Below are 20,472 nucleotides of genomic sequence, written 5' to 3' on the forward strand. Positions count from 1 at the left end.
CATCACTGTTCTCGAAACCAGGCGAGGATGCCGCCGGCTGAGTCGTGTCCGATCCCGACTCCCCGTCGACCCGGAAGTACATTTGATCGAAAGGACCGAATCGTGCGCATCACGCGCCTCCTGGCTCTCTTCTCCGGAATCCTTCTCGCCGTCGTGGGCATGGCCGGCACCGCCACCGCCGCTCCCGCCTCGGCCGCAATCGCAAAGGCGTCCGCTGCCGCCACCGGTTACGCCGCCCCCGACATGGTCTACTGCAAGCTCAATGTCCGTTCAGCAGCGACCACTTCGTCATCCCTCCTGCGGACTCTGTACAACCGCAATGGCAGCTGCCCGGGTTCGAGCGGCCACGACTCCATCAACTGCTGGATCTCCAGCTGCAGCGGCGCGATTCAGGGCGGCAGCTACACCTGCACGACCGGGGGCCGGTCGTACAACACCTGGCTTCCCGTGAATCACCGCGGTAGCCGTGCCTGGGTGGCAATCAAGTGCGGCACCTACGTCGTCCCGTAACCGCACACTTCGTGACGAGCACCTCTGGTCGCCGGGGCGGATGCTGACCACCGCGCCATGAGGTGCTGAGACGGTGACCGGAGTGGCGGCCTTCCGGAGTGGGCAGGCGCCTTCTGCCTCCCTGCGCCCCGCAGCGTTTCGGCTGCGGGGCGGTGCCCCCGGCAGCCGGGTGACCACGACGTCCCACCGGTTCGGTGTACGCACTGTGGGCCCCGCTGCGGAGCAGCGCCGTCACCGGTGCGGCCTGCGGCGCGCGCGGGCGAGGGGTGACGGTTCCCAGAGCAGGCGCACGCCAGTGGCGCGGGCAATGGCCCGCAGGTGCGGGCCCGTGTTGCCGATGTACCAGATCGGCCGGTCCGCGTGCGGCCATGCGTAGGCCGGGACACCGTCGTCCAGCAGAGCTGGGAGCCGCGCCTCGTCCAGCAATGCGGCCGAGAGCTCGTAGAGCGCAGGCAGCCGTGGGGCGATCACCCCGTAGTCGAGCATGCGGGCGAGGGTGTGTTCGTCGAGGATGGTTCCCTCGACGGGCGCCGTCACGGGATACACAGAAGGGAAGGACCGGCCGAGGTCGAGATACATCTTCACGGTCCGGTGGCGCGGGTCGGCCATCAGGGGGCCGAGGGCGGACAGCCGGCCGAGCGCGAGTCGCGGCTGGGCGAGCATCGCGTGAGTGAACAGGACGCGGAGCAGCGCGACATTCATCATGAACCGCTCCACTTGCAGCTCGGCGGCGGCCAGATCCTCGTGCTGCAAGTAGCCCGCGACGATGCTGGCGTTGTGCGCGCGGTACCAACGGCCGGGCTCGGGCGTGCGGATGAAGTCCACCCAGTACTCGACGCTGCGGGCGCCGGCTGTGCCCGTGCCCCCGGCACACAGCAGGTGTGCCTCGGTCTTGTCCCGCAGCAGCCGTTCGTTGACGGCGCGCCACCAGGGGCTGCCCGGCGGGTCGGAGGTTTCCGGCGCGAGCACGCCGCGCGCAAGTGACCAGGGCATGAAGCTCAGCTCGGCATGGCCGTACCGGTGGCGAGGTCCTGCGGCGAGCCGGTAGAACTCCTGCGCCAGCGCGTAGCGTCCCGCCGCGTCGTCCCGCACAAGTGCGGCCCGCTGCTCGGCGCGTGAGGCCGCGTCAGCCATCGCTGCTGGATCGGATCGGCATCATGCGGCGACCTCGCGGATTTCAGGACTGGCGCTCTGCCAGGGTGGTGCGGCCGATGGCGCGGATCGTTGCGAAACGCGGGAACAACGCGGGAACACCGTATCGCGGCGCGGGCGAATTGCGGCAGGTTGTCCAGACGTGTGCAGGCTTGTCGAGTTACTTCGGGGACTGGTGCTCCCGAGGACGCCGAGATCTCCGAGGGCGTCGCGCTCCGAAGGCTTCGATGCCGCCGATGCCGTCCTGCTCGGGTGGGATAGGCGTCACCACCGGCATGCGGTCACCGCGCTGCCGACGCCCCCACGCCCAGGGTGTCGCCTCCACGCTCCCCACCGATCGAGAGCGACCCACCGATGTCGAACGGCCCACCGACGTCGAACGACCCGACCACGTGACCGACTCGGCGGAGGCCCGGCCGGTCATCGGTGCCTGCGGCCGGTGGCGGGTCGGCTGCGGTCGCGGTGGTCGCGGTACTTCGCTGCTGATCACAGGGCTGCCTCTGCCTGCTCGACCGCTTCCTGTCCACCGATGGTCCACGGGTGCTGATGCCTTTCGGCATGTGCCGGACCGGGGCTGCAGGACGAGTCGGGGCGTGGGCCGCTGCTGGTGAAGGCGCTCGTGAAGAGGTGGATGGCAGGGGAACGAGCTTTGCAAGATCATGTGGCGCAAGTTCACCCCGATGGACGGAGCGGGGGCACCAGTAGGCGTGCGCGCGTGACGCCAACACGCCGGGCACCGGTTCCCGGCCAAATGATTTTTCGTTATATGAGGTGCCTTTTCGTAATGGCTCGGACTTAACGGTGAATTTCGGATGTCAACATCGACGAGTCCGATCCAGGCAGGCGCATCAGGCACCTGCCGTGAAAGGAGCACGGAATGCGCGTTTCCCGTTTTGCCGCCGCGCTGGGCGTCGCGGCCGCCGTCCTACTGGGCGGTGCCACTGGCGCCAGCGCCGCCACCGCGCCTTCGGTGGCATCCCATGCCGCGCACGACCGTGGTTACGACCGCGGTGACGACCACAGGCGCGGTGACCGCGACGGCCGCCGGGGCGACCACCGCGGTGACCGCGACGGCCGCGACGGCCGCTGGGGCCACCACCGCGGCGACCGCGACGGCCGCGGGGACCACCGGCACCGCGGGGACCACCGCCGTGGGGACCACCGGCACCACGGTCACCACCGTGGGGACCACCGGCACCACGGTCACCACCGTGGGGACCACCGGCACCACGGTCACCACCACCACCACGGCTACCGCTGGGGTCACGACCGCTACGACCACCGCTGACCTCTTGGGGGTGCCCTTCCGCTGTTGGGGAGGGCACCCTTCCGCGTCCTGATGTCGTGCAGGCTTCAACGTGCGGCGGGTTTTGTGCCAAGTTGTGCCTTCACGAGGATCTGAACGGCCAGTTCTACGCATCGGCGGGATTCGCACGGCAGGACGCCGCTGGCCAGCAGAGGTTCAGCGACCTGGACATCATCATCCGCTGGGAAGATGCCGACACCAGCGCCAAGCAGGTCAGGTGGGACTCACGTCGCAGGTGAACTCCACTTCAGCCGACTACCGGCGGTGCGAGACCGGGTTGGCCAATGGCGCCGTAGGCAAAAGGGATTCGCAGCGCGAGGCTGTCAGCCCATGCCATGGCGTCAACGGCGTACCGCCCTCCCTTGCGCGGCAGGGGTCGAGAATCGAAACTTGGTCCTGTGCTCAGGACGCATGGGCGCTCCTTGCAAACCGATCGAGTGAGGCACCGTAAATCAGTGCGGGCCCTTCCGGCATTCTCGGTTTGCGGTGGCATCCGCTTGAGGACATGCCCGAGAGCGATAACCAATCGGCGCAACGTCGGCGCACAGGAAGCGGCAATGTGGCCACCCTCGCGCCCGGGTTCTCCCGTGCCGCATGAGTGCCCACTCCGGCCGTGGGATTCGACCGCCGGACTGGGGATGGTGGTGTGAACCACCGCGCCGCGGTACGCGCCGTGGCCACCGGGCGGTTCGGCTGCCCGGTGGCCACGGCGGCCCGGGGGACGGACTACGTGCGTACGGACCCCTTGAATATCTCGCCAATGGTGTTGCCCTTCACCTGGAGGACTGCCACGGCGAAGGTCCCGCCCTCCGGAAGGTCACCGCCCTTCCAGGGAGTGCAGTAGTAGGAGCTGTGGCCGCGGGTACTGACCGTCCGGTCCGAGTAACCGTCACGGTCGTAGTCGAGCCGCACCTCGATCGCCCATCCGTCCGCCGCGATGTCGCACGCGCGGATCGAGTCGCCGGGCCCGTCGCGGGACGGGTCGTCGTTCCAGATGCCCCATCCGCCGTCGACGTTGAGCTGGACCACCGTCGACGCGTGAGCCTGTCCCTGCATCCCAAGGATCAGCCCAAGTCCTGCAAGCGTGCTGAGCAGCAGACGGGAACGCGATGGCGTCTTCATGTAACCCCCTGTTCGCACACGGACGTTGACTCCGTGTGACGTTTTTTTGATCAGCAATGATCAATATCAGAAAAGTCGCTGACGCGGGCCGCCTGGATCACACCGTTGGGCCCAACACGCTGGGCGACTTCGAAGCATGGCGCACGGCATTGGCCATCGCCCCCGAGGCGGCGGAACTGCACCGGCCGCCACCACGGGATACCAGCTCATCGACGCCGTCGGCCGGCACGCCGGGGTCACCCTCTACATCCGCTGCTTCACCGCAGACCGTGGTCACCAACACGCGTCAGGCGAGCACAGAGCGATCTACCGCAAGCAGCTCCGTCCGGTGATCACACGGGGGGCCGAAGCGATGGACGAGATCTTCGCCGGTGATCAGGAAGAGGCCGACGCGGTGGCCTGATGAAATTCGGTTGGCCCCCTGTTTGGCTCCCCGAGCACGTCAGAGGCCCATTCGCGATCAAGCGAATGGGCCTCTGACCTGTATCGGGGTGGCGGGACCGTTCCCCATGCTGTTCGCAGCTCGTGCGGCCTTGTCCGCTGCTGCTTGAAGGAGCCGGGCATGGTCCGGGTGGCCCTCAAGGCTGTCCATCAGTCGACCTGCCGACCCGTCGGCCCTAACGGCTGCCTGATGGAGCGTCGACGCATCATCCCGCTCGATGCCCGCGCCCGCAGAACCTCCGCACTGCGGTGCCCGGCTGGGTGGCCATGCGCACACCATCACCTCGTCGCCCGGCCGCCGGAGCATGCCGACACGCGCCAGGTTGCCAACTACGCTCTTGTGTAGCGGACTTGACGGCTAATATGAACACGTGTGTCAATCGAAACGCTTCGATTCTCGCCGGACAGTCCCCCATGCGCAGAACAACGGGGTGGCCTGCGCATGGCCACAGTCGCGACCGACAGCAGCCTCGCGGCGACGGCGGTGACCGACTCGCTGGAGGGTTCCCAAAATGCCGCGGCGTGGAATCGGCCGATTCGGCAGCGCGAGCCGGTTCCGTGGAGGGTGTGACTCTCGGTGACGCCAGTGGCGACACCAGCCCGAGACTGTTTCGTCCGGATCGTCCAACGAATTTGAGGGGGAATGTCTTCATGAACAAGTTCATCACCCTGGCCCGGGGCGCAGCCGTAGGAGCGGCTGTACTTGCGGCGACCTTCGGGCTCTTCACCTCCGGTGCCTCGGCTGCCACCGTGGACAGCTCCGCTCAGCACCACTCCATCGCCCAGCTCGACCCGGCCATCAGCAAGCAATGGCACGCCAAGGTCAAATGCGACATCGTCCGCAACGGCCACACCTACACCAAGCGCACCGCATGGGGCAACGGCCCTACCGAGCAAGCGGCCGTCAACACCGCCAAGCGCAACATCCCCGTCGAGAAGGGCAGCTACAAGCGACACTGCCGCACCCTGGAAAGCTACCGTCGCTGACCCGCACGGGCGCCGCGCCCGGAGATCGCAAAGGCGGGATCTTCGGCGGCGCATCCCTTGTCCCGCCCATATCCTGGGGGGAAGGAGGCTCCTATGATCGGCCAGAGCAGGCGCGTCTACGAGATCCACGTTCCCGCAGGCAAGGACGCGCAGGAGTTGCAGGAAGTCATCTCGTTGATCCTGTGCCCGGTCCCTGACCACGCGCCGCCCTGCCCTGTCCCCTGGGCCACCGCCGCAGTCGGGACGCAGATCAATGTCGGGCTCTACGCCACCGAGGAAGAGGCCAACCGGCTGCTGGGCGAGATCGCCACCGTCGCCAAGGGCGCGAACGTCACCTTGCACGATGACGTGGACCCTGCCGACTATCAGGAGCTGATCCGGCAGTACGAGATCGAAGCCGGTCTCCGCTAGCTTGAGGCGCTGGGCCTCGCCGCCGGAGAGGGCGGGGGTGTCCTCGCGCACCAGCCTCAGGGCGACTTGTGGAGCGAGCGCTTAGGGGCGAGCCGTGAGTCGGAAGATCTTGGAATACCGGACGCTGGTACGCTCCCGTCGCGCATGACAAGGACAGGTCATCCGCGGCGGTTGGGGGGACACGGCCGTCGGGGGCGAGGGACCGGGGGGTTCCGTGCAGGGTTACAGGGTCGTACGACGTCGTTTGCTCGGCCGGAAGGGTGTGGCCGCGGCCGTGGCTGTCGCCCTTGCTGCGGGCGCTCTGGTCGTCGTGCCTGCCGGGACGGCGCTGGCCGCCAGCGGGGGCGAGATCGTTCTGCCTGCCGCGGACCGGTCCGCCACGCGCAACCCGGTGTTCAGAGGCTTTGGCGATACCGGTGTGCTGTCGAGCCCGGAGGGCTCTGTCGGCTTGCGGTGGACCGGCTATGCGTCGGGCCTGACCAGGGATGTGACTGAGTTCGTCGGCACCCCGCAACCCGACTCCCTTGCGCAGTCGGACTCCACGTACACGATGTCAAGCGACGCCGAGGGGCGACGCCTCTTCCGGTTCCGGGCGATGGGCTCTGGTGCGGACAGGGGCACGGTGACCGTCCCCACCGGGCTGAGCCCCGCAGGTACGGCGGGTGAGGGGGTCGTCGTCGCCTACCTCGGCAACTCCGCCAACGTGCGGGAAGTGCACCTTTTGAAGGCGACCGCCGGGGGCGGCACCAGCGATACGGTGCTGAGCGGCTGGCCCGCCGACGCGAAGCTCCTCGCGGTGAGCGAGCGTGACGACCGCTCGCTGCTCATGCGCTACCGCGTGCCGACCGAGGACCCCAAAGTGTTCCTCGATCAGCTCGTACTCGTCGACGTTCGCGATGGAACCTGGGCCAAGGTATTCAGCCCCTACGACTATCGCTCGTCTCGGATACCCGTGCTGAGCGAGGACTACGTCGGCTGGTGGTATCCGGGGAGCGGCGCGCAGCTGCTGCGCCGTGACGCCCTCGACGGGCCGGTGACCGCGGTTCCGGGGGAGGGCACCCAGGGGAAAGGCGACTTCACGGTCGTCGGTGACGACGTCGTGGTTGCCACGTACGGCGACGAGACCCGCGCTGTGCTCACCAGGCCCTCACCGACGCCGGAGAGTGGCGCACGCTGCTTCCGCAAATGGACGGCTGGATCTGGCAGTCGGCGGACGGATCGGCCGTCGTGGTCGGCGGTCCTGACAAGGCGGACTGGGGCGTGCACCGGCTCTCCGAGGCATCGGACGGCCAGATAGTGGACCGTGAGTTGATGGACCTGCCGCCGGTGCCCGCGCCCGTGGACGGGCTATCGCTGGCCAACGGCACCTTGGCCTGGACCGATCAGACCTCCTCCCCGGCCTACGACGTCATGTTCAACACGCGTACGGTGTCCGCTGACGCGGTCCCCCAGGTGGGGCCGGTCCAGCAGGCTGGCGGATGGTTGAAGCCATGTGTGTTCATTTACGGCTGCATCCGGCTGGTCGGGGCCGGTGACGGGTCCGTCGTCTACTCCGGCCTGGACGGCGCCCAGTGGGTGCACCGCCGTACGCCCACGGGTGAGGTCCAGACACTGACGGTGCCGGGTTTCTACGGCACGGTGGAGGCAGCGGAGGGGCGGTACGCCCTTCTGTCCGGCGGTGCGAACCGGAAGCAGTTCCTCGTCGACTGGACGCAGAACAAGGTCGTCTCGACACGCACGGCGAACGCCGCGGCCCTATGGGACGGGCAGCTGTGGACCACGACGTCCACCGCAGGGCACCTGTCGATGAGCCGCCTCGGATCGACCGACCCGGCGGTCGATGTCAACGTCGGTTCGGCGTGCGTGCCCAGCGAGCTGCAGGTCAACGGCCGTTTTGTGTACTGGGCCTGCTCCACGCAGAAGAAGGCCGGAGTGTTCGACCGCTCCCGAGGGCGGTCGGTGGCCGTTCCAACGGGTGACGCGCTGCTGGCCGACGGGTTCTTGGTCCGCCACGACAACGCCCGCGGCAAGCTGGTCCGCACCGACGTCGGATCTGGGAAGGCGGTAACCGGCGACGTGGCCGATCTGCCCGCCCCGTCCAACCTCTGGCCGGAGGACGCGACCTCGGACCGCCGGATCCGCTGGACCCTCGACCCGTACGGGAGCCGGGTGGCGTTCGTGGACGCCGGCGAGCGCATCCACATCCTCACCGCAGGCTCCCTTGCGGCACCGGTACTCCGGGACCACGCGGGCCGGGACGGCATCGGCGACCTGCTCACCCTCAACTCCTCCGGTGCGCTGACGTTCCAGCAGGGCACGGGCAAGGGCACGTTCTCCGGGAAGGTCAGCGGCAGCGGCTGGGCGACGAGCACCCTTCCGGTACCCATGGGGGACCTGAGCGGGGACCGCTGCAACGACGTCCTCGTCCGGGTGAGCAGCGGTACCGGCACCCTCCGGCTGTACAAGCCGGCCTGTGGGGCGGCGCTCGAGCCGACGACCCCGTACACCGCGCTGGGCACCGGCTGGAACATCTACAACGTGCTGACCTCGCCGGGTGATCTGACGGGTGACGGACGTGCGGATCTGCTGGCGCGCACGCCGGCGGGTGAACTCTATCTGTACGCGGACAGCGGCGCGGGCACGTTCAAGGCCCGGGTGAAGGTCGGCACCGGGTGGCAGATCTACAACACGATCGTGGGTGTCAGCGATCTGAACGCCGACAAGGCCGGTGATCTGCTGGCGCGAGACGCGGCTGGTGTGCTGTGGCGGTACAACGGCACGGGCAAGGGCACGCTGGCCGCGCGGGTGAAGGTCGGCACCGGGTGGCAGATCTACAACGCGGTCGTGGGTGTCGGTGACATCACCGGTGACGGCAAGGCGGATCTGGTGGCCCGCGACACTGCGGGCGTGCTGTGGCGCTACAACGGCACGGGCACCGGCGCTTTCGCCGCCCGGGTGAAGATCGCCACCGGCTGGCAGGGCTACAAGGGCATTTTCTAAAGCGCCAACGCGGACGCCGTGGACCAGGTTGGGGAGCGCATCCCTGACCTGGTCCCTCGTAGCACGTCATCCCGGCTCTCGGCGCCCGGAAGCTGCGCGATCTGAGTGCGGAAGATGTCGACCGCCGGCTGGCGACCAAAGCGCAGACCCTCAGCACCCGCTCGTTGCAGGCGGTCCACTCGTGCCTGAACCGCTCGGTCAAGCGAGCCATGGCTCGGGACAAGGTGAAGCGCAACGTCGTCGAGCTGTGCTCGGTACCCCAGGGCCAGGCGGGGCGTCCGTCCAAGGCACTCGCCCTCGCTCAGGCGGAGGCGGTGCTCAAGGCGGCCGAGGGGACCTCGATGCACACGTACATCGTCGTCGCCCTGCTGACCGGTGCTCGCACCGAGGAGCTGCGCGCGCTTACCTGGGACCACGTCTTTCTGAAGGGCAAGCCGAACGCCGATCCGCCGCAGCCTCCGCACATCGCGGTGTGGCGCTCGGTCCGTCGTGGCGGGGACACGAAGACCCGGAAGTCCCGGCGAACGCCCGCTCTGCCGGCACGCTGCGTCGAGGTCCTGTGCCAGCAGTTCGAAGACCAGGGCTGGGAACGGCTCGCCGCCGGCGACTGCTGGGAGGAAGGGCTCGTCTTCTCCTCGGCCGTCGGCAAGCCTCTCGACGCGACCAACGTTCGCCGCGCCTTCCGCCAGGCGCTCAAGGATGCCGAGGGGATCAATGCTGACGACTGGACGCCCCGGCAGCCCCGGCACAGCTTCGTGTCCCTGCTCTCCGACCGTGGCGTCCCGCTGGAGGAGATCTCCCGCCTCGTCGGCCACTCCGGTACGGCCGTGACTGAGGAGGTCTACCGGAAGCAGATCCGGCCCGTGATCCAGACTGGCGCCGTGGTGATGGACGGCATCTTCAAGCGGGATCCGGAGCCGTAGTCACACAGATAGACATGCAAACGAAGCAGGTGAGGCATCTACTGAGTTCAGTAGATGCCTCACCTGGTGTTTCTCTGTCGGGGTGGCGGGATTTGAACCCACGACCTCTTCGTCCCGAACGAAGCGCGCTGCCAAGCTGCGCTACACCCCGATGTCATCCGCTCTCGCGGCGACGTCGTTTACTTTAGCCCACCGGCGCCCGGAGACGAAATCCGGTTTTCGTGGCACTCGGGAGCCTCGCCGTCGCAGGTCGGGGCCGCCGCGGGCGGCTGTGGCCCCGCGGGCTCAGGGCACGGGCCCGCGTAGTCGTGTGCCTCAGACGCGTTCCGTCAAGGTCAGCAGGGTCGCCTCCGGGGGGCAGGCGAAGCGGACCGGGGTGTAGCGGTTGGTGCCGCAGCCGGCCGAGACGTGGAGGTGGGAGACCAGACCGGCTGCCTCGTGCGTGGAGAGGCCCTTGACGCGGTCCGTGTCGAGGTCGCAGTTGGTGACCAGGGCGCCGTAGAAGGGGATGCACAGCTGGCCGCCGTGTGTGTGCCCGGCCAGGATCAGCGGGTAACCGTCCGCGGTGAAGGCGTCCAGGGCGCGCAGATAGGGGGCGTGGACGACGGCCAGGGAGAAGTCGGCGTCGGGTTCGGTGCCGCCCGCGACCCGGTCGTAGCGGTCGCGCTTGATGTGGGGGTCGTCCAGACCGGTGAAGGCCAGCTCGAGGCCGTCCAGCTTGAGGCGGCCGCGCGCGTTGCTCAGACCCACCCAGCCCGCCGCATCGAAGGCGTCGCGCAGGTCCTCCCACGGATTGTGGACGACGCCGACCGCCGGCGCGTTCCCATTGAGGCCGTGGCGGCCCTGGGCCTTCTCGAGCAGATAGAGGGCGGGGTTGCGCAGCCTGGGGCCGTAGTAGTCGTTGGACCCGAAGACATAGACGCCGGGGTACTCGAGGAGCGGGCCGAGAGCGTCGAGGACCTCGGGCACGCCGTCCGTATCCGACAGGTTGTCGCCCGTGTTGACGACGAAGTCGGGCCGCAGGCCGGCGAGCGACTGCAGCCAGGCGCGCTTCTTGCGCTGGCCTCTGACCATGTGGATGTCGGAGACCTGCAGTACGCGCAGTGGACGCATCCCCCGTGGCAGGACGGGGACCGTCACACGCCGGAGGCGGAAGGAGCGGGTTTCGAATCCGGCGGCGTAGGCGAGGCCGACGGCACCGACGGCCGCGACTCCTGCCGTGATTTTGAAGGGGACACCGTAGCGTGCGCGCATGTGCCCATCGTCGCAGACGGGCCTGTGTGTTCATACGCCTCCCCGTCCCGCCCGGCGCGGAAAGGCAGCAGCAGGAGCAGGCCGAACGAGATCCACACGTATGCATTGCTGCCGATGAAACCGGGTGCGCCGCCTGGGTTGATCCGCCACAGCCAGACGATGCTGCTGCACAGCAGGACGTAGCTCCCGCCCGCCCACCACAGCAGCTGCCTGCGCCGCTTCCCGTCCCGTGCCGAGCGCAGTCCGGCGTCCGCGAGCACCGTGAGTGCGGGGATGACCCAGACCAGATGGTGCACCCAGGTGACGGGACTCACCAGACAGGCGGTGATGCCGGTCAGCGCGAAGCCGGCCAGCTCGTCGCCCGCCGCCACCGCGCGCCGCGCCCGCCAGACCCACAGGCCCAGCAGGACCACCACGCCGATGGCCCAGACCGCGCGGCTGGGCTCGGCGAAGGGTTCGCTGAGCCGGGCGAGCATGCCCTGCCAGGACTGGTTGGAGACGAACGCGAGCGAACCGACGCGGTCCGTGTTCCACATCGCCTCGGTCCAGAACGTCCGTGACGCCTCCCGGTCCGCCCAGGCGGCGACCGCGGCGGCACCGCCGGCGACCGCCGTGGCGACCCCGGCCGCGCGCAGGCGGCGGGTGACCAGCAGATAGACGATGAAGATCGCGGGAGTGAGCTTGATGGCGGCGGCGAGGCCGATGCCGAGGCCCGCCAACCGGTCCAGCCGGCGTGCCCGGGCGGTGTCCGACGTCAGCAGCCAGGCGTCGCCCAGGACGAGTGCCAGGAGCAGCAGATTGACCTGGCCGTAGCTCGCGGTGTCGCGCACCGGCTCGAGCCAGACGAAGAGGCAGCCCAGCACGGCATAGGCGAACCACCGGGTCCAGCGCTCCCGGCGGATCGTCGCATCGGCGCAGATGTAGAGGATGGCTGCTGTCGCCGCGAGGTTCAGCAGCTGGCTGATGGCTATGGCGCCGTACCAGCCGACCAGCGCCATCGGCAGCATGACGAGTGCCGCGAAGGGCGGGTAAGTGAAGCCGTAGTGGGTGCCCGGTTTGAGGTAGTCGTAGATCCGGCCGCCGTCCGCCCAGTAGCCGACTGCGCCGTAGTAGACGTGCAGGTCGAACCAGTTGCGGTGCAACGGTACGAAGATCAGGAAGGCCGTGATCGCAGTCGCCAGCCCCAGGGCGGTGGAGACCCTGCCCAGGGCCGTGGTCGGTGGCTTCACGCAGCGCTCCCCATCAGTTCCGTACGACCCCGTCCTGCGGAGATACGGGCCGCGACATGGTACGTGCACCACAGCACGAGCACCGCGGTCACCCCGCCTCCGGTCGCGAGCAGCAACTGCGCGCGGTCGGGTGCGAATCCGCTTGGCAGTACGGCCAGGGCGAGCACCCCGCTGGCGACGGCCCCGCTCCGGCGCAGTCCTTTCGCGCTGCTCGGCGCCGCGGCTGCGATCAGGAACAGGCCCCACAGGACGTACCAAGGACGTATCGCCGGTCCGAGAACAGCGACTGCGGCCAGGCTCAGGCCGAGCGCGTAGACCGGGCGGCCCGGGTGCCGCCGCCAGAAGGCGATCATGGCCAGCACCGTAGCCGTGATGCCGGCCGAGTGCCAGGCCGGGATCGCGAATTCCGCGAGGCCGCTGCCCGCACCCGTCAGCACGGCGCCGGTCACCCGGCCGAGTGATGAGGTCAGTGACCAGTTCCCCGGCGAGACAGGGGTGTCGAGCGTGGCGGTCCAGCCGTAGCCGGTCCCGGTCAGGGCGGTTGTCACCGCCGTCGTGGCGGCCGATGTCACGCCGACGGCGAGTGCCGCCCGCATCCGGGGCAGCCGGCCGCTCAGCCGCCGCCCCCGGAGCAGGGCGACCGCGAGCAGTCCCAGTGCGGCGGGAGCTTTCACCAGCGCGGCGAGAGTGACGAGAACCGCTCCGACGAGCGGCCACCGTCCCAGCGCGGCGATCAGCCCGGCACCCAGCAGACCCAGCATCACGGCATCGTTGTGGGCACCGGCCACAAGGTGCAGCAGCAGGAGGGGATTCAGCGCGCAGAGCCAGAGCGCGGTGCGCGGGTCGGCGCCGCAGCGCCGTGCGAGTTCCGGCAGCGACAGCACCATCAGTGCGACGCCGAGCAGCGCCACCAGCCGCATGCCGAGGACGCCGGTGGACACCTCGGTCCGCGCGAGCCCGGCGATCGCCCCCGCGCAGGCGAGGAAGACCGGGCCGTACGGGGCCGGGGTGTGCTGCCAGACCGGAGCGACCTCGGAGGGCAACGGCCCGCCGAGACGGGACGGGCCGTGCGTGTACACATCCATCTGTGCCTCGACCATCGCTCCCTGCGCGAGATAGCTGTACACATCCCGGCTGAACAGAGGCGGCGCGGTCAGCAGCGGTGCGGCCCACAGGGCGAGCGTCAGCAGCAGCGCCCGAGGGCCCGGTGGCTCCGGCCCGCGGACGTCCCGGCCGAGCAGCGCCCAGCCCGAGATCAGCAGGACGAGACCGAAGTACGCGCCGGCCAGCCCGAGCGCGGCCACCCCGGAACCGGGTGCGAGTGCTTCTCGTACGGGTACGGCTCCGACGGCCACCCCGCAGGCGGCCAGCAGCGCCGAACCGGCCAGCCCCAGTACCCGGGCATGGCGGAGGCCGAGCGGAACACGGAGGACGACCGGCATGTGGGCAGGCTGTCAACGGACGATGGCCGGGAGTCGACGTGTGCGCCACTCCGGAACGGCCGCGCGGTGTCAGGTGCCTTACAGGAGGTGGACCCGAGGTGTGCCGCAGCTCTCAGCAGGGGACTGCGGGGTGCGTCGGTCACCCGCCCACGCGGCCGTCAGGGCCGGTTCGCCCTGAAGGGCCGGGTCGGGGCACCGCGCCGGGCCGGGTCGCCCGCCGGGCCGCCCCGGACGAAATGCGCGGGCGGCGGCCGCCGCGTACCTGCCACAATCGAGGCATGACCACGCTCAAGTCCAAGCTGCAGGAAGACCTCACCGAGGCGATCAGGGCGCGCGACGAACTGCGCTCCTCGACGCTCCGGCTGACCCTCGCCGCGATCACCAAAGAGGAGGTCGCGGGCAAGGAAGCGCGTGAGCTCTCCGACGACGAGGTGCAGAAGGTGATCGCCAAGGAGGCGAAGAAGCGCCGCGAGGCGGCCGAGGCCTTCGCCCAGGGCGGTCGCGCCGAGCAGGCGGACCGGGAGAAGCAGGAAGGCGAGATCCTCGACGCCTATCTGCCGAAGCAGCTGTCGGACGACGAGCTGAACGCTGTCGTCGCCCAGGCCGTCGAAGAGGCACGGGCTGCGGGTGCCGAGGGCCCCCGGGCCATGGGCGCGGTCATGAAGATCGTGAACCCGAAGGTGGCCGGCCGGGCAGAGGGCGGCCGGGTCGCCGCGGCGGTCAAGAAGCTGCTGGCGGGCTGAGTCCGGCGCCGGGACTCCGGCGCGGACGGCGGACATACGGCGAACGCCGGCCCCGTGGAACCACGGGGCCGGCGTTCTCGGTTCACCGTCATCCGGTTCACCGTCATCCGGTTCACGGTCGTCCGTTTCAGAGGCCGCCGTGCCCTCTCGGCCGGTGTCCTTCGCCGGGGAGCGGGCCGGAATCCGCTTGCCCCAAAGAGCGCGTCAGTTCCGTCCGCCCAGGCCCGCGCTGGGGCCGCCGTTGGCCGCGCCGCCGTTGGAGCGGCCCCCGTCCGTCCCGCCGATGAAGCCCGGCGGGAGGGAGATACCGGGGAAGGGCGTGCCCGGGTCGCCGCCGTCGTCGCCGTCCCTGTCGCGGTGCCTGCGCCGATCCCTGTCCTCGTCCCCTTCGTCGCCCTCGTCACTCGCGCCGCGGGGCACGGAGACGGAGTTGAAGGACGGGGTCTCGGAGGCGTCCAGTGCTCCGGTCATCGCGATCTTCCAGATGGGGCCGGGAAGGCAGCCACCGCAGACCTTGTCGTAGTACTCGCCGCCGATCCGGATGTTGTACATCGGGGTCTTCTCGCCGACGTCGTCACCGACCCACACCGCCGTGGAGAGGTTCGGGGTGTAGCCGACGAACCAGGCGTCCTTGCGGTCGTTCGTGGTGCCGGTCTTGCCCGCGTTGTCCCGGTCGCTGAGACCGGCCCGGGTACCGGTGCCGTCCTCGACGACGCCCTTGAGCATCTGGTTGATCGTGTCCGCGGTCTGTTCGCTCATCGCCTGCGAGCACTTGGACTTCGGCACCCTGAGGCTTTCGCCCTGTGCCGTGGTGATGGACGCGATGGCGATCGGCGTGCAGTACGTGCCGCGGTTGGCGAAGGTGGCGTAGACGGTCGCCATCGAGAGCGGAGTGCTCTCCTCGGCGCCCAGGGTGATCGACGGGGCCTCTTCGATCTTCTTGCCGTCGCCGGTCTTGTAGCCCACCTTCTTCGCCATCTCGACCGTCTCGCACAGCCCGGCCATCTGCTCCAGCATGGCGAAGTAGGTGTTGATGGACTTGCCGAGCGCGCTCGTCATGTCCCAGGAGCCGGTCTCCGTCTTCAGCTCGTTCTGCACGGGCCAGGTGCCGCCGCCGGCCGGGGCTCCCGAGCAATCGGTGTAGGAGCTCATGGGGAGCGAGACCTTCCAGCCGCTGGAGAAGGACTGGGCCGGGCTCAGGCCCTTCTCCAGTGCCGCCGCCGCGGTGATCGGCTTGAAGGTCGAGCCGACCTGGAAGCCGTAGGTGGTGCCGCCCATCCTGCTGTCGACGGCGAGGTTGAGCACCGTCTCATGGCGCTTCTGGTCCAGGCCGTAGGGGCGGGACTGACCCATCGACAGGATCTTGCCGGTGCCGGGCTCGACCTGCACCACCGACGCCGCGACCTTGTCGTCCTTGTTGACCTTCGAGGTGGCGGCCTCGTTGGCGGCCTCCTGGGCCCGCGGGTCGAGCGTGGTCCTGATGGTCAGACCGCCCAGGTTCCACAGCTTCTGCCGCTCCTCCTTCGTCTTGCCGAAGGTGCGGTTGGAGAGCACGGTCTTGCGTACGTAGTCGCAGAAGAAGCCGGCGCCGTCGACCGCGGTGATGCAGCCGTTCTTCGGACGGCTGACCTTCAGCGTGATCGGTGTCGCCTTCGCCCGGTCCGCTTCCTCCCGCGAGATGCTCTTGATGTCGGCCATCCGCTGCAGCACGATGTTGCGCCGCTTGGTGGCCTCCTCCTTGTCGTTGACCGGGTCGTAGCGGCTCGGCGACTGGACGATGCCTGCCAGCAGTGCCGCCTCCTCCAGCTTCAGGTCCTTGGCGGACTTCGAGAAGTAGCGCTTCGCCGCTGCCTCGACGCCGTACGCCTGCTGACCGAAGAAGGTGATGTTGAGGTAGTTCTCGAGAATCTTCTTCTTCCCGAGTTCCTCCTCGACCTGGATCGCGTACTTGAGCTCGCGGACCTTGCGGCCGATCGTCTGCTGAGTGGCCTCGGCGACCTTGTCGGGGTCGTCGCCCGCCTCCTCGACGAAGACGTTCTTCACGTACTGCTGGGTGAGGGTGGACGCGCCCTGCGCGACACCGCCCTCCTGCGCGTTGCGGTTGAGCGCGCGCAGTACGCCCTTGAGGTCGACCGCCCCGTGCTCGTAGAAGCGGGCGTCCTCGATCGCGACGATCGCCTTCTGCATGTTCGGCGAGACGTCCTTGAGCGGGACGACCGTGCGGTCACGCGAGTAGACGGTGGCGATCGGGCCACCGTTGGCGTCGAGGATGGTGGTGCGCTGGCTGAGCGGGGGAGTCTTGAGGTTGGAGGGAATCTCGTCGAATCCCTCGACCGTGCCCTTGGCCGCGAGCCCCAGTGCGCCGGCGGCGGGCAGGGCGAGGCCCGCCAGCACTGCTCCGGAGAGCACGCTGACACCGAGGAACTTGGCGGCCTGCTGGGTCCCGGTCAGACCTCCGCCCGAGCGCTTGTTTGCCATGGGGGCAGCCTACGTTCTCATTCGCCGGACATGCGTATAGGCCTTGGCCTAAGCTGCTCCCAACTGTCACAGCAGTGCGGTTGCGTATCAATACCCCGCGGCACCCGGCTACTCCCTTGAGACATTCCCAGGCGGCGATCTCCCCGTTGCCTGAACTCAACTGCTCTGAATTGCCGGATTTGTCACGTATGCCCTCAGGTCACTCCCCTGGGTGATCTGCCGCGTACGCATAGTCCGTTCGGGCCATTCAAGATTGGGCCCGAAGGGGGTGTTGCGCTGTGCCCGCCTTCCGTAACGTCCTCAACTGGCAGCGGTGAATATGCCGCTACCGCCGTGGGGGAGCCTCGATTCGGGAGAGGACGGCGCCGGCATGGGCTGGGTAACCGACTGGAGTGCGCAGGCAGCCTGCCGCACTACCGATCCGGATGAACTGTTCGTACAAGGAGCGGCGCAGAACAGGGCCAAGGCGGTGTGCACCGGATGCCCGGTGCGGACCGAGTGCCTGGCCGATGCGCTCGACAATCGTGTCGAGTTCGGCGTATGGGGTGGAATGACCGAGCGGGAGAGGCGCGCTTTGCTGCGCAGGCGCCCCACGGTCACCTCCTGGCGTCGGCTGCTCGAGACCGCACGTACCGAGTACGAGCGGAGCGCGGGCATCCTGCCCGTGGGCCTGGACGACGACGAGACGTACGAGACATACGCGGCAGTGGGCTAGCCGGGTCGCGGTCGAAGTCGGGCATCGGCACTCGTGGCGGCGTCGTCGCGGCGGTGTCGTACGGCGAGGGCGGTGACGCGGGGCGCGTTGTGGCGACCCCGCCACGGCGAAGACGTGCGCCGAATCACTATGTCGACAAGCCCGAGAGGCCCGGCAGGCCCGATGAGGTGCCGGCGAGGGCATCGCCGACGGGCCCGCGAGGTCTCGCGCGACCCGCGTCGACCATGAACAGGCACGCGTGATGCGCACGTCGTCGACGAACCGGGGCCGTGACGTCGGCACGGCGCGCGGCCGGTGGCATCACACGTGACCTTCGCACATCGCGCGGGTACGGCGCGTCGTGCGACGTCGGTGCGGCCCGGGAAGCACGTCGTGCCGCGGGCGTTACGCGACTCCGGCCGGAGAACCACCGGCCGCGAGCCGTTCACCGATGGTCCGAAGCCCCGAGAGGTCGTGCACATCGCCCGGCAGGGCGGCCACTTCGGCCACCGGAACCTCGGGGTGGAGTGCGGAGAAGCGATCGCGCGTTCGCTGTTCACGCGCGAGCACCTGCATGCGTTCGGCATGCAGGCGGAGCAGACCGGCGGTCAGCTGTGACGTGGGCGGGAGTACGCGATCTTCGGTGCCGTCGAGCTCGGACTTCGCCTCGGGTGCGGATTCCGGCCCGGACCCCACGGCGGGAGAGGTGGGAGAGGAGCCCGTGGAGTCACGAACACCAGCCTTCCCGGCCCCCTGATCCACAATGCGACCCTCGTCAAGATTTTCTGCGGCCGCGAGCGCACGCTCGGCCGAGAGCCGAGCGGCGCCACTGCCATGGACCCGGTTGAGGACCAGCCCGGCCAGCGGCATCTCCTCCGCCGCCAGCCGCTCCACGAAGTAGGCCGCCTCGCGCAGCGCGTCCCGTTCCGGGGCGGCCACCACGAGGAAAGCCGTGCCGGGGGCCTGCAGCAGTCGGTAGGTCGCATCCGCGCGGGTGCGGAAGCCGCCGAACATCGTGTCCATGGCGGCCACGAAGGTCTGTACATCACGCAGCAGTTGACCGCCCAGCAGCTTCCCGAGCGTGCCGGTCATTATCGACATACCGACATTCAGGAACTTCATCCCGGCCCGGCCGCCCATCTTCGCCGGGGTCATCAGAAGCTTGATGAACTTGCCGTCCAGAAACGACCCGAGGCGCTTCGGCGCATCCAGGAAGTCCAGGGCCGAGCGGGACGGGGGAGTGTCCACCACGATGAGGTCCCACTCGTCGCGCGCCCTCAGCTGCCCCAGCTTCTCCATCGCCATGTACTCCTGCGTGCCCGCGAAACCGGCCGACAGGGACTGGTAGAACGGGTTCTCCAGGATCGCGCGGGCCCGCGCCGGGTCCGCGTGCGCCTCGACGATCTCGTCGAAGGTGCGCTTCATGTCGAGCATCATGGCGTGGAGCTCGCCGTCGCCCTTGACGCCGTCCACCTGGCGCGGGGTGTTGTCGAGCAGATCGATGCCCATCGACTGGGCCAGCCGACGCGCCGGGTCGATGGTGAGAACGACCGCCCTGCGGCCGCGCTCGGCCGCCCGTACCCCCAGGGCTGCAGCGGTCGTCGTCTTGCCCACACCGCCGGCGCCGCAGCACACGATGATCCGGGTGTCCGGATCGTCGAGCAGCGGGTCGATGTCCAGCAGCGGCGTGTCCTGCAGAGCGATGCCATGCGTCATGGGCGGCGTCATCCGTTCTCCCCGTTCACACCGAGCTTCCGCAGTTCGGTCGCCAGCTGGTACAGCCCGGCCAGATCGACCCCCTCGCTGAGCAGGGGGAGTTCGTACGTGGGCAGCTCCAGCGCACGGAGCACCGCCCGCTGCTCGCGTTCCAGCTCGACGCGCTGCGCATGCTCGGCGGCCTGCTCGAGCAGCGAACCGACCAGCCTGGCCCCGCCGGTCACACCCGCCGAGGTCAGCGACTTGGCGATGTCCTTGCGCCGGGCGGCCGTGGCGGCGGCACGGACCGCCTCCTCGTCGAGGATGTGCGGCCGGACCATGTTGACGAGCACCTTGCCGGTGGGGAGGTCCGCGTCGCGCAGCTCCGCGACGCCGTCCGCGGTCTCCTGGACCGGCATCTCCTCCAGCAGGGTCACCAAGTGCACTGCGGTCTCGGGGGACTTGAGGACCCTCATGACGGCCTGCGCCTGATTGTGTATGGGGCCGATCTTCGCCAGGCCCGCCACCTCGTCGTTGACGTTCAGGAAGCGCGTGATCCGGCCGGTGGGCGGAGCGTCCATGACCACGTGGTCGTAGGCGTACCGCCCCTTCTTGTCCCTGCGGCGTACGGCTTCGCAGGCCTTTCCGGTCAACAGCACGTCCCGGACCCCCGGGGCGACGGTCGTCGCGAAGTCGATGGCGCCCAACTTCTTGAGCGCGCGGCCCGCTGAGCCGAGTTTGTAGAACATGTGGAGGTAGTCGAGGAGAGCGCGCTCGGCGTCGATGGCCAGCGCGAAGACCTCGCCGCCGCCAGGGGCGACGGCGATCTTCCGTTCCTCGTACGGCAGCGCCTCCGTCTCGAAGAGCTGCGCGATGCCTTGCCTGCCCTCGACCTCGACGAGGAGGGTGCGCTTCCCCTCGGTCGCGAGGGCGAGCGCGAGGGCTGCGGCCACCGTCGTCTTACCGGTACCGCCCTTGCCGCTGACGACCTGAAGCCTGCTCACGCCTTCGAGCCTAACCAGTCGGCCCGCGGGCTACGCACGAGGTGGCGTGCGGGCTGCGTCACCAGCCCCTCCCGGATCGCG

18 protein-coding genes, 1 tRNA gene and 1 pseudogene are annotated in these 20,472 nt (G+C 69.1%); 10 read left to right on the forward strand and 10 right to left on the reverse strand.

What is annotated here, in order from left to right:
* Window positions 1-102 precede the first annotated feature (102 nt).
* Complete coding sequence (locus tag AC068D_RS10600) at window positions 103-510, forward strand: hypothetical protein (RefSeq protein WP_478822565.1); 408 nt, start codon at window positions 103-105, stop codon at window positions 508-510.
* 231 nt (window positions 511-741) lie between these two features.
* On the opposite strand, the gene AC068D_RS10605 is transcribed toward AC068D_RS10600, so the two are convergent.
* Window positions 742-1,644 (reverse strand): hypothetical protein, encoded by a 903-nt coding sequence (locus tag AC068D_RS10605; protein WP_478822566.1) that lies wholly within the window; start codon window positions 1,642-1,644, stop codon window positions 742-744.
* Between the two features lie 943 nt (window positions 1,645-2,587).
* Window positions 2,588-2,929, reverse strand: a complete 342-nt coding sequence (locus AC068D_RS10610; RefSeq protein WP_478822567.1) for a hypothetical protein — start codon at window positions 2,927-2,929, stop codon at window positions 2,588-2,590.
* A gap of 113 nt (window positions 2,930-3,042) precedes the next feature.
* Here AC068D_RS10610 and AC068D_RS10615 point away from each other — a divergent pair, with 113 nt between their 5' ends.
* Entirely contained in the window at window positions 3,043-3,207 is a 165-nt protein-coding gene (locus AC068D_RS10615; protein WP_478822568.1) for a hypothetical protein, read from the forward strand.
* Window positions 3,208-3,694: 487 nt separating this feature from the next.
* On the opposite strand, the gene AC068D_RS10620 is transcribed toward AC068D_RS10615, so the two are convergent.
* A complete protein-coding gene (locus tag AC068D_RS10620; RefSeq protein ID WP_478822569.1) occupies window positions 3,695-4,090 on the reverse strand; it encodes a hypothetical protein in 396 nt (131 codons plus the stop codon).
* 136 nt (window positions 4,091-4,226) lie between these two features.
* Here AC068D_RS10620 and AC068D_RS10625 point away from each other — a divergent pair, with 136 nt between their 5' ends.
* The 6 genes and pseudogenes from AC068D_RS10625 to AC068D_RS10650 form a co-directional block, all read left to right on the forward strand.
* Complete coding sequence (locus AC068D_RS10625; RefSeq protein ID WP_478822570.1) at window positions 4,227-4,493, forward strand: hypothetical protein; 267 nt, start codon at window positions 4,227-4,229, stop codon at window positions 4,491-4,493.
* A gap of 689 nt (window positions 4,494-5,182) precedes the next feature.
* The gene (locus AC068D_RS10630) at window positions 5,183-5,518 is read left to right on the forward strand and encodes a hypothetical protein (protein WP_478822571.1); all 336 of its coding nucleotides are present in this window, start codon (window positions 5,183-5,185) and stop codon (window positions 5,516-5,518) included.
* A 93-nt stretch (window positions 5,519-5,611) separates the two neighbouring features.
* A complete protein-coding gene (locus AC068D_RS10635; protein WP_478822572.1) occupies window positions 5,612-5,929 on the forward strand; it encodes a hypothetical protein in 318 nt (105 codons plus the stop codon).
* A gap of 274 nt (window positions 5,930-6,203) precedes the next feature.
* On the forward strand, window positions 6,204-7,226 hold the full coding sequence (locus AC068D_RS10640; RefSeq protein WP_478822573.1) for a hypothetical protein: 1,023 nt from the start codon (window positions 6,204-6,206) through the stop codon (window positions 7,224-7,226).
* Entirely contained in the window at window positions 7,115-8,929 is a 1,815-nt protein-coding gene (locus AC068D_RS10645) for an FG-GAP repeat domain-containing protein (RefSeq protein ID WP_478822574.1), read from the forward strand. Before AC068D_RS10640 ends, AC068D_RS10645 begins: the two co-directional genes overlap by 112 nt.
* 62 nt (window positions 8,930-8,991) lie before the next feature.
* Window positions 8,992-9,852: pseudogene (locus AC068D_RS10650) on the forward strand (tyrosine-type recombinase/integrase); the annotation flags it as partial.
* A 77-nt stretch (window positions 9,853-9,929) separates the two neighbouring features.
* Here AC068D_RS10650 and AC068D_RS10655 read toward each other — a convergent pair.
* From AC068D_RS10655 to mptB, 4 genes are all read right to left on the reverse strand, one after another.
* Window positions 9,930-10,003, reverse strand: a tRNA-Pro gene (locus AC068D_RS10655).
* 164 nt (window positions 10,004-10,167) lie between these two features.
* The gene (locus AC068D_RS10660) at window positions 10,168-11,106 is read right to left on the reverse strand and encodes a metallophosphoesterase (protein ID WP_478822575.1); all 939 of its coding nucleotides are present in this window, start codon (window positions 11,104-11,106) and stop codon (window positions 10,168-10,170) included.
* Window positions 10,989-12,335 carry a glycosyltransferase 87 family protein gene (locus AC068D_RS10665; RefSeq protein WP_478822576.1) on the reverse strand — a complete coding sequence of 449 codons (1,347 nt, stop codon included), beginning with the start codon at window positions 12,333-12,335 and terminating at the stop codon, window positions 10,989-10,991. The genes AC068D_RS10660 and AC068D_RS10665 overlap by 118 nt, the downstream gene beginning before the upstream one ends.
* Window positions 12,332-13,777, reverse strand: a complete 1,446-nt coding sequence (mptB, locus tag AC068D_RS10670; protein ID WP_478822577.1) for a polyprenol phosphomannose-dependent alpha 1,6 mannosyltransferase MptB — start codon at window positions 13,775-13,777, stop codon at window positions 12,332-12,334. The genes AC068D_RS10665 and mptB overlap by 4 nt, the downstream gene beginning before the upstream one ends.
* A 278-nt stretch (window positions 13,778-14,055) precedes the next feature.
* Between mptB and AC068D_RS10675 the strand changes: the two genes are divergently transcribed.
* Complete coding sequence (locus tag AC068D_RS10675; RefSeq protein ID WP_478822578.1) at window positions 14,056-14,520, forward strand: GatB/YqeY domain-containing protein; 465 nt, start codon at window positions 14,056-14,058, stop codon at window positions 14,518-14,520.
* 204 nt (window positions 14,521-14,724) lie between these two features.
* Here AC068D_RS10675 and AC068D_RS10680 read toward each other — a convergent pair whose 3' ends face one another.
* Entirely contained in the window at window positions 14,725-16,998 is a 2,274-nt protein-coding gene (locus AC068D_RS10680; protein WP_478822579.1) for a transglycosylase domain-containing protein, read from the reverse strand.
* A 370-nt stretch (window positions 16,999-17,368) separates the two neighbouring features.
* On the opposite strand from AC068D_RS10680, the gene AC068D_RS10685 reads away from it, so the two are divergent.
* Window positions 17,369-17,713, forward strand: coding sequence for a WhiB family transcriptional regulator (locus tag AC068D_RS10685; RefSeq protein ID WP_177149633.1), 345 nt, complete (start codon window positions 17,369-17,371; stop codon window positions 17,711-17,713).
* Window positions 17,714-18,097: 384 nt separating this feature from the next.
* Here AC068D_RS10685 and bagB read toward each other — a convergent pair whose 3' ends face one another.
* Complete coding sequence (gene bagB / locus AC068D_RS10690; protein ID WP_478822580.1) at window positions 18,098-19,420, reverse strand: ATPase BagB; 1,323 nt, start codon at window positions 19,418-19,420, stop codon at window positions 18,098-18,100.
* On the reverse strand, window positions 19,417-20,391 hold the full coding sequence (gene bagA, locus AC068D_RS10695) for an ATPase BagA (RefSeq protein ID WP_478822581.1): 975 nt from the start codon (window positions 20,389-20,391) through the stop codon (window positions 19,417-19,419). The genes bagB and bagA overlap by 4 nt, the downstream gene beginning before the upstream one ends.
* Between the last annotated feature and the right edge of the window lie 81 nt (window positions 20,392-20,472).

It is taken from the genome of Streptomyces sp. NPDC043861 (genome assembly GCF_056435905.1).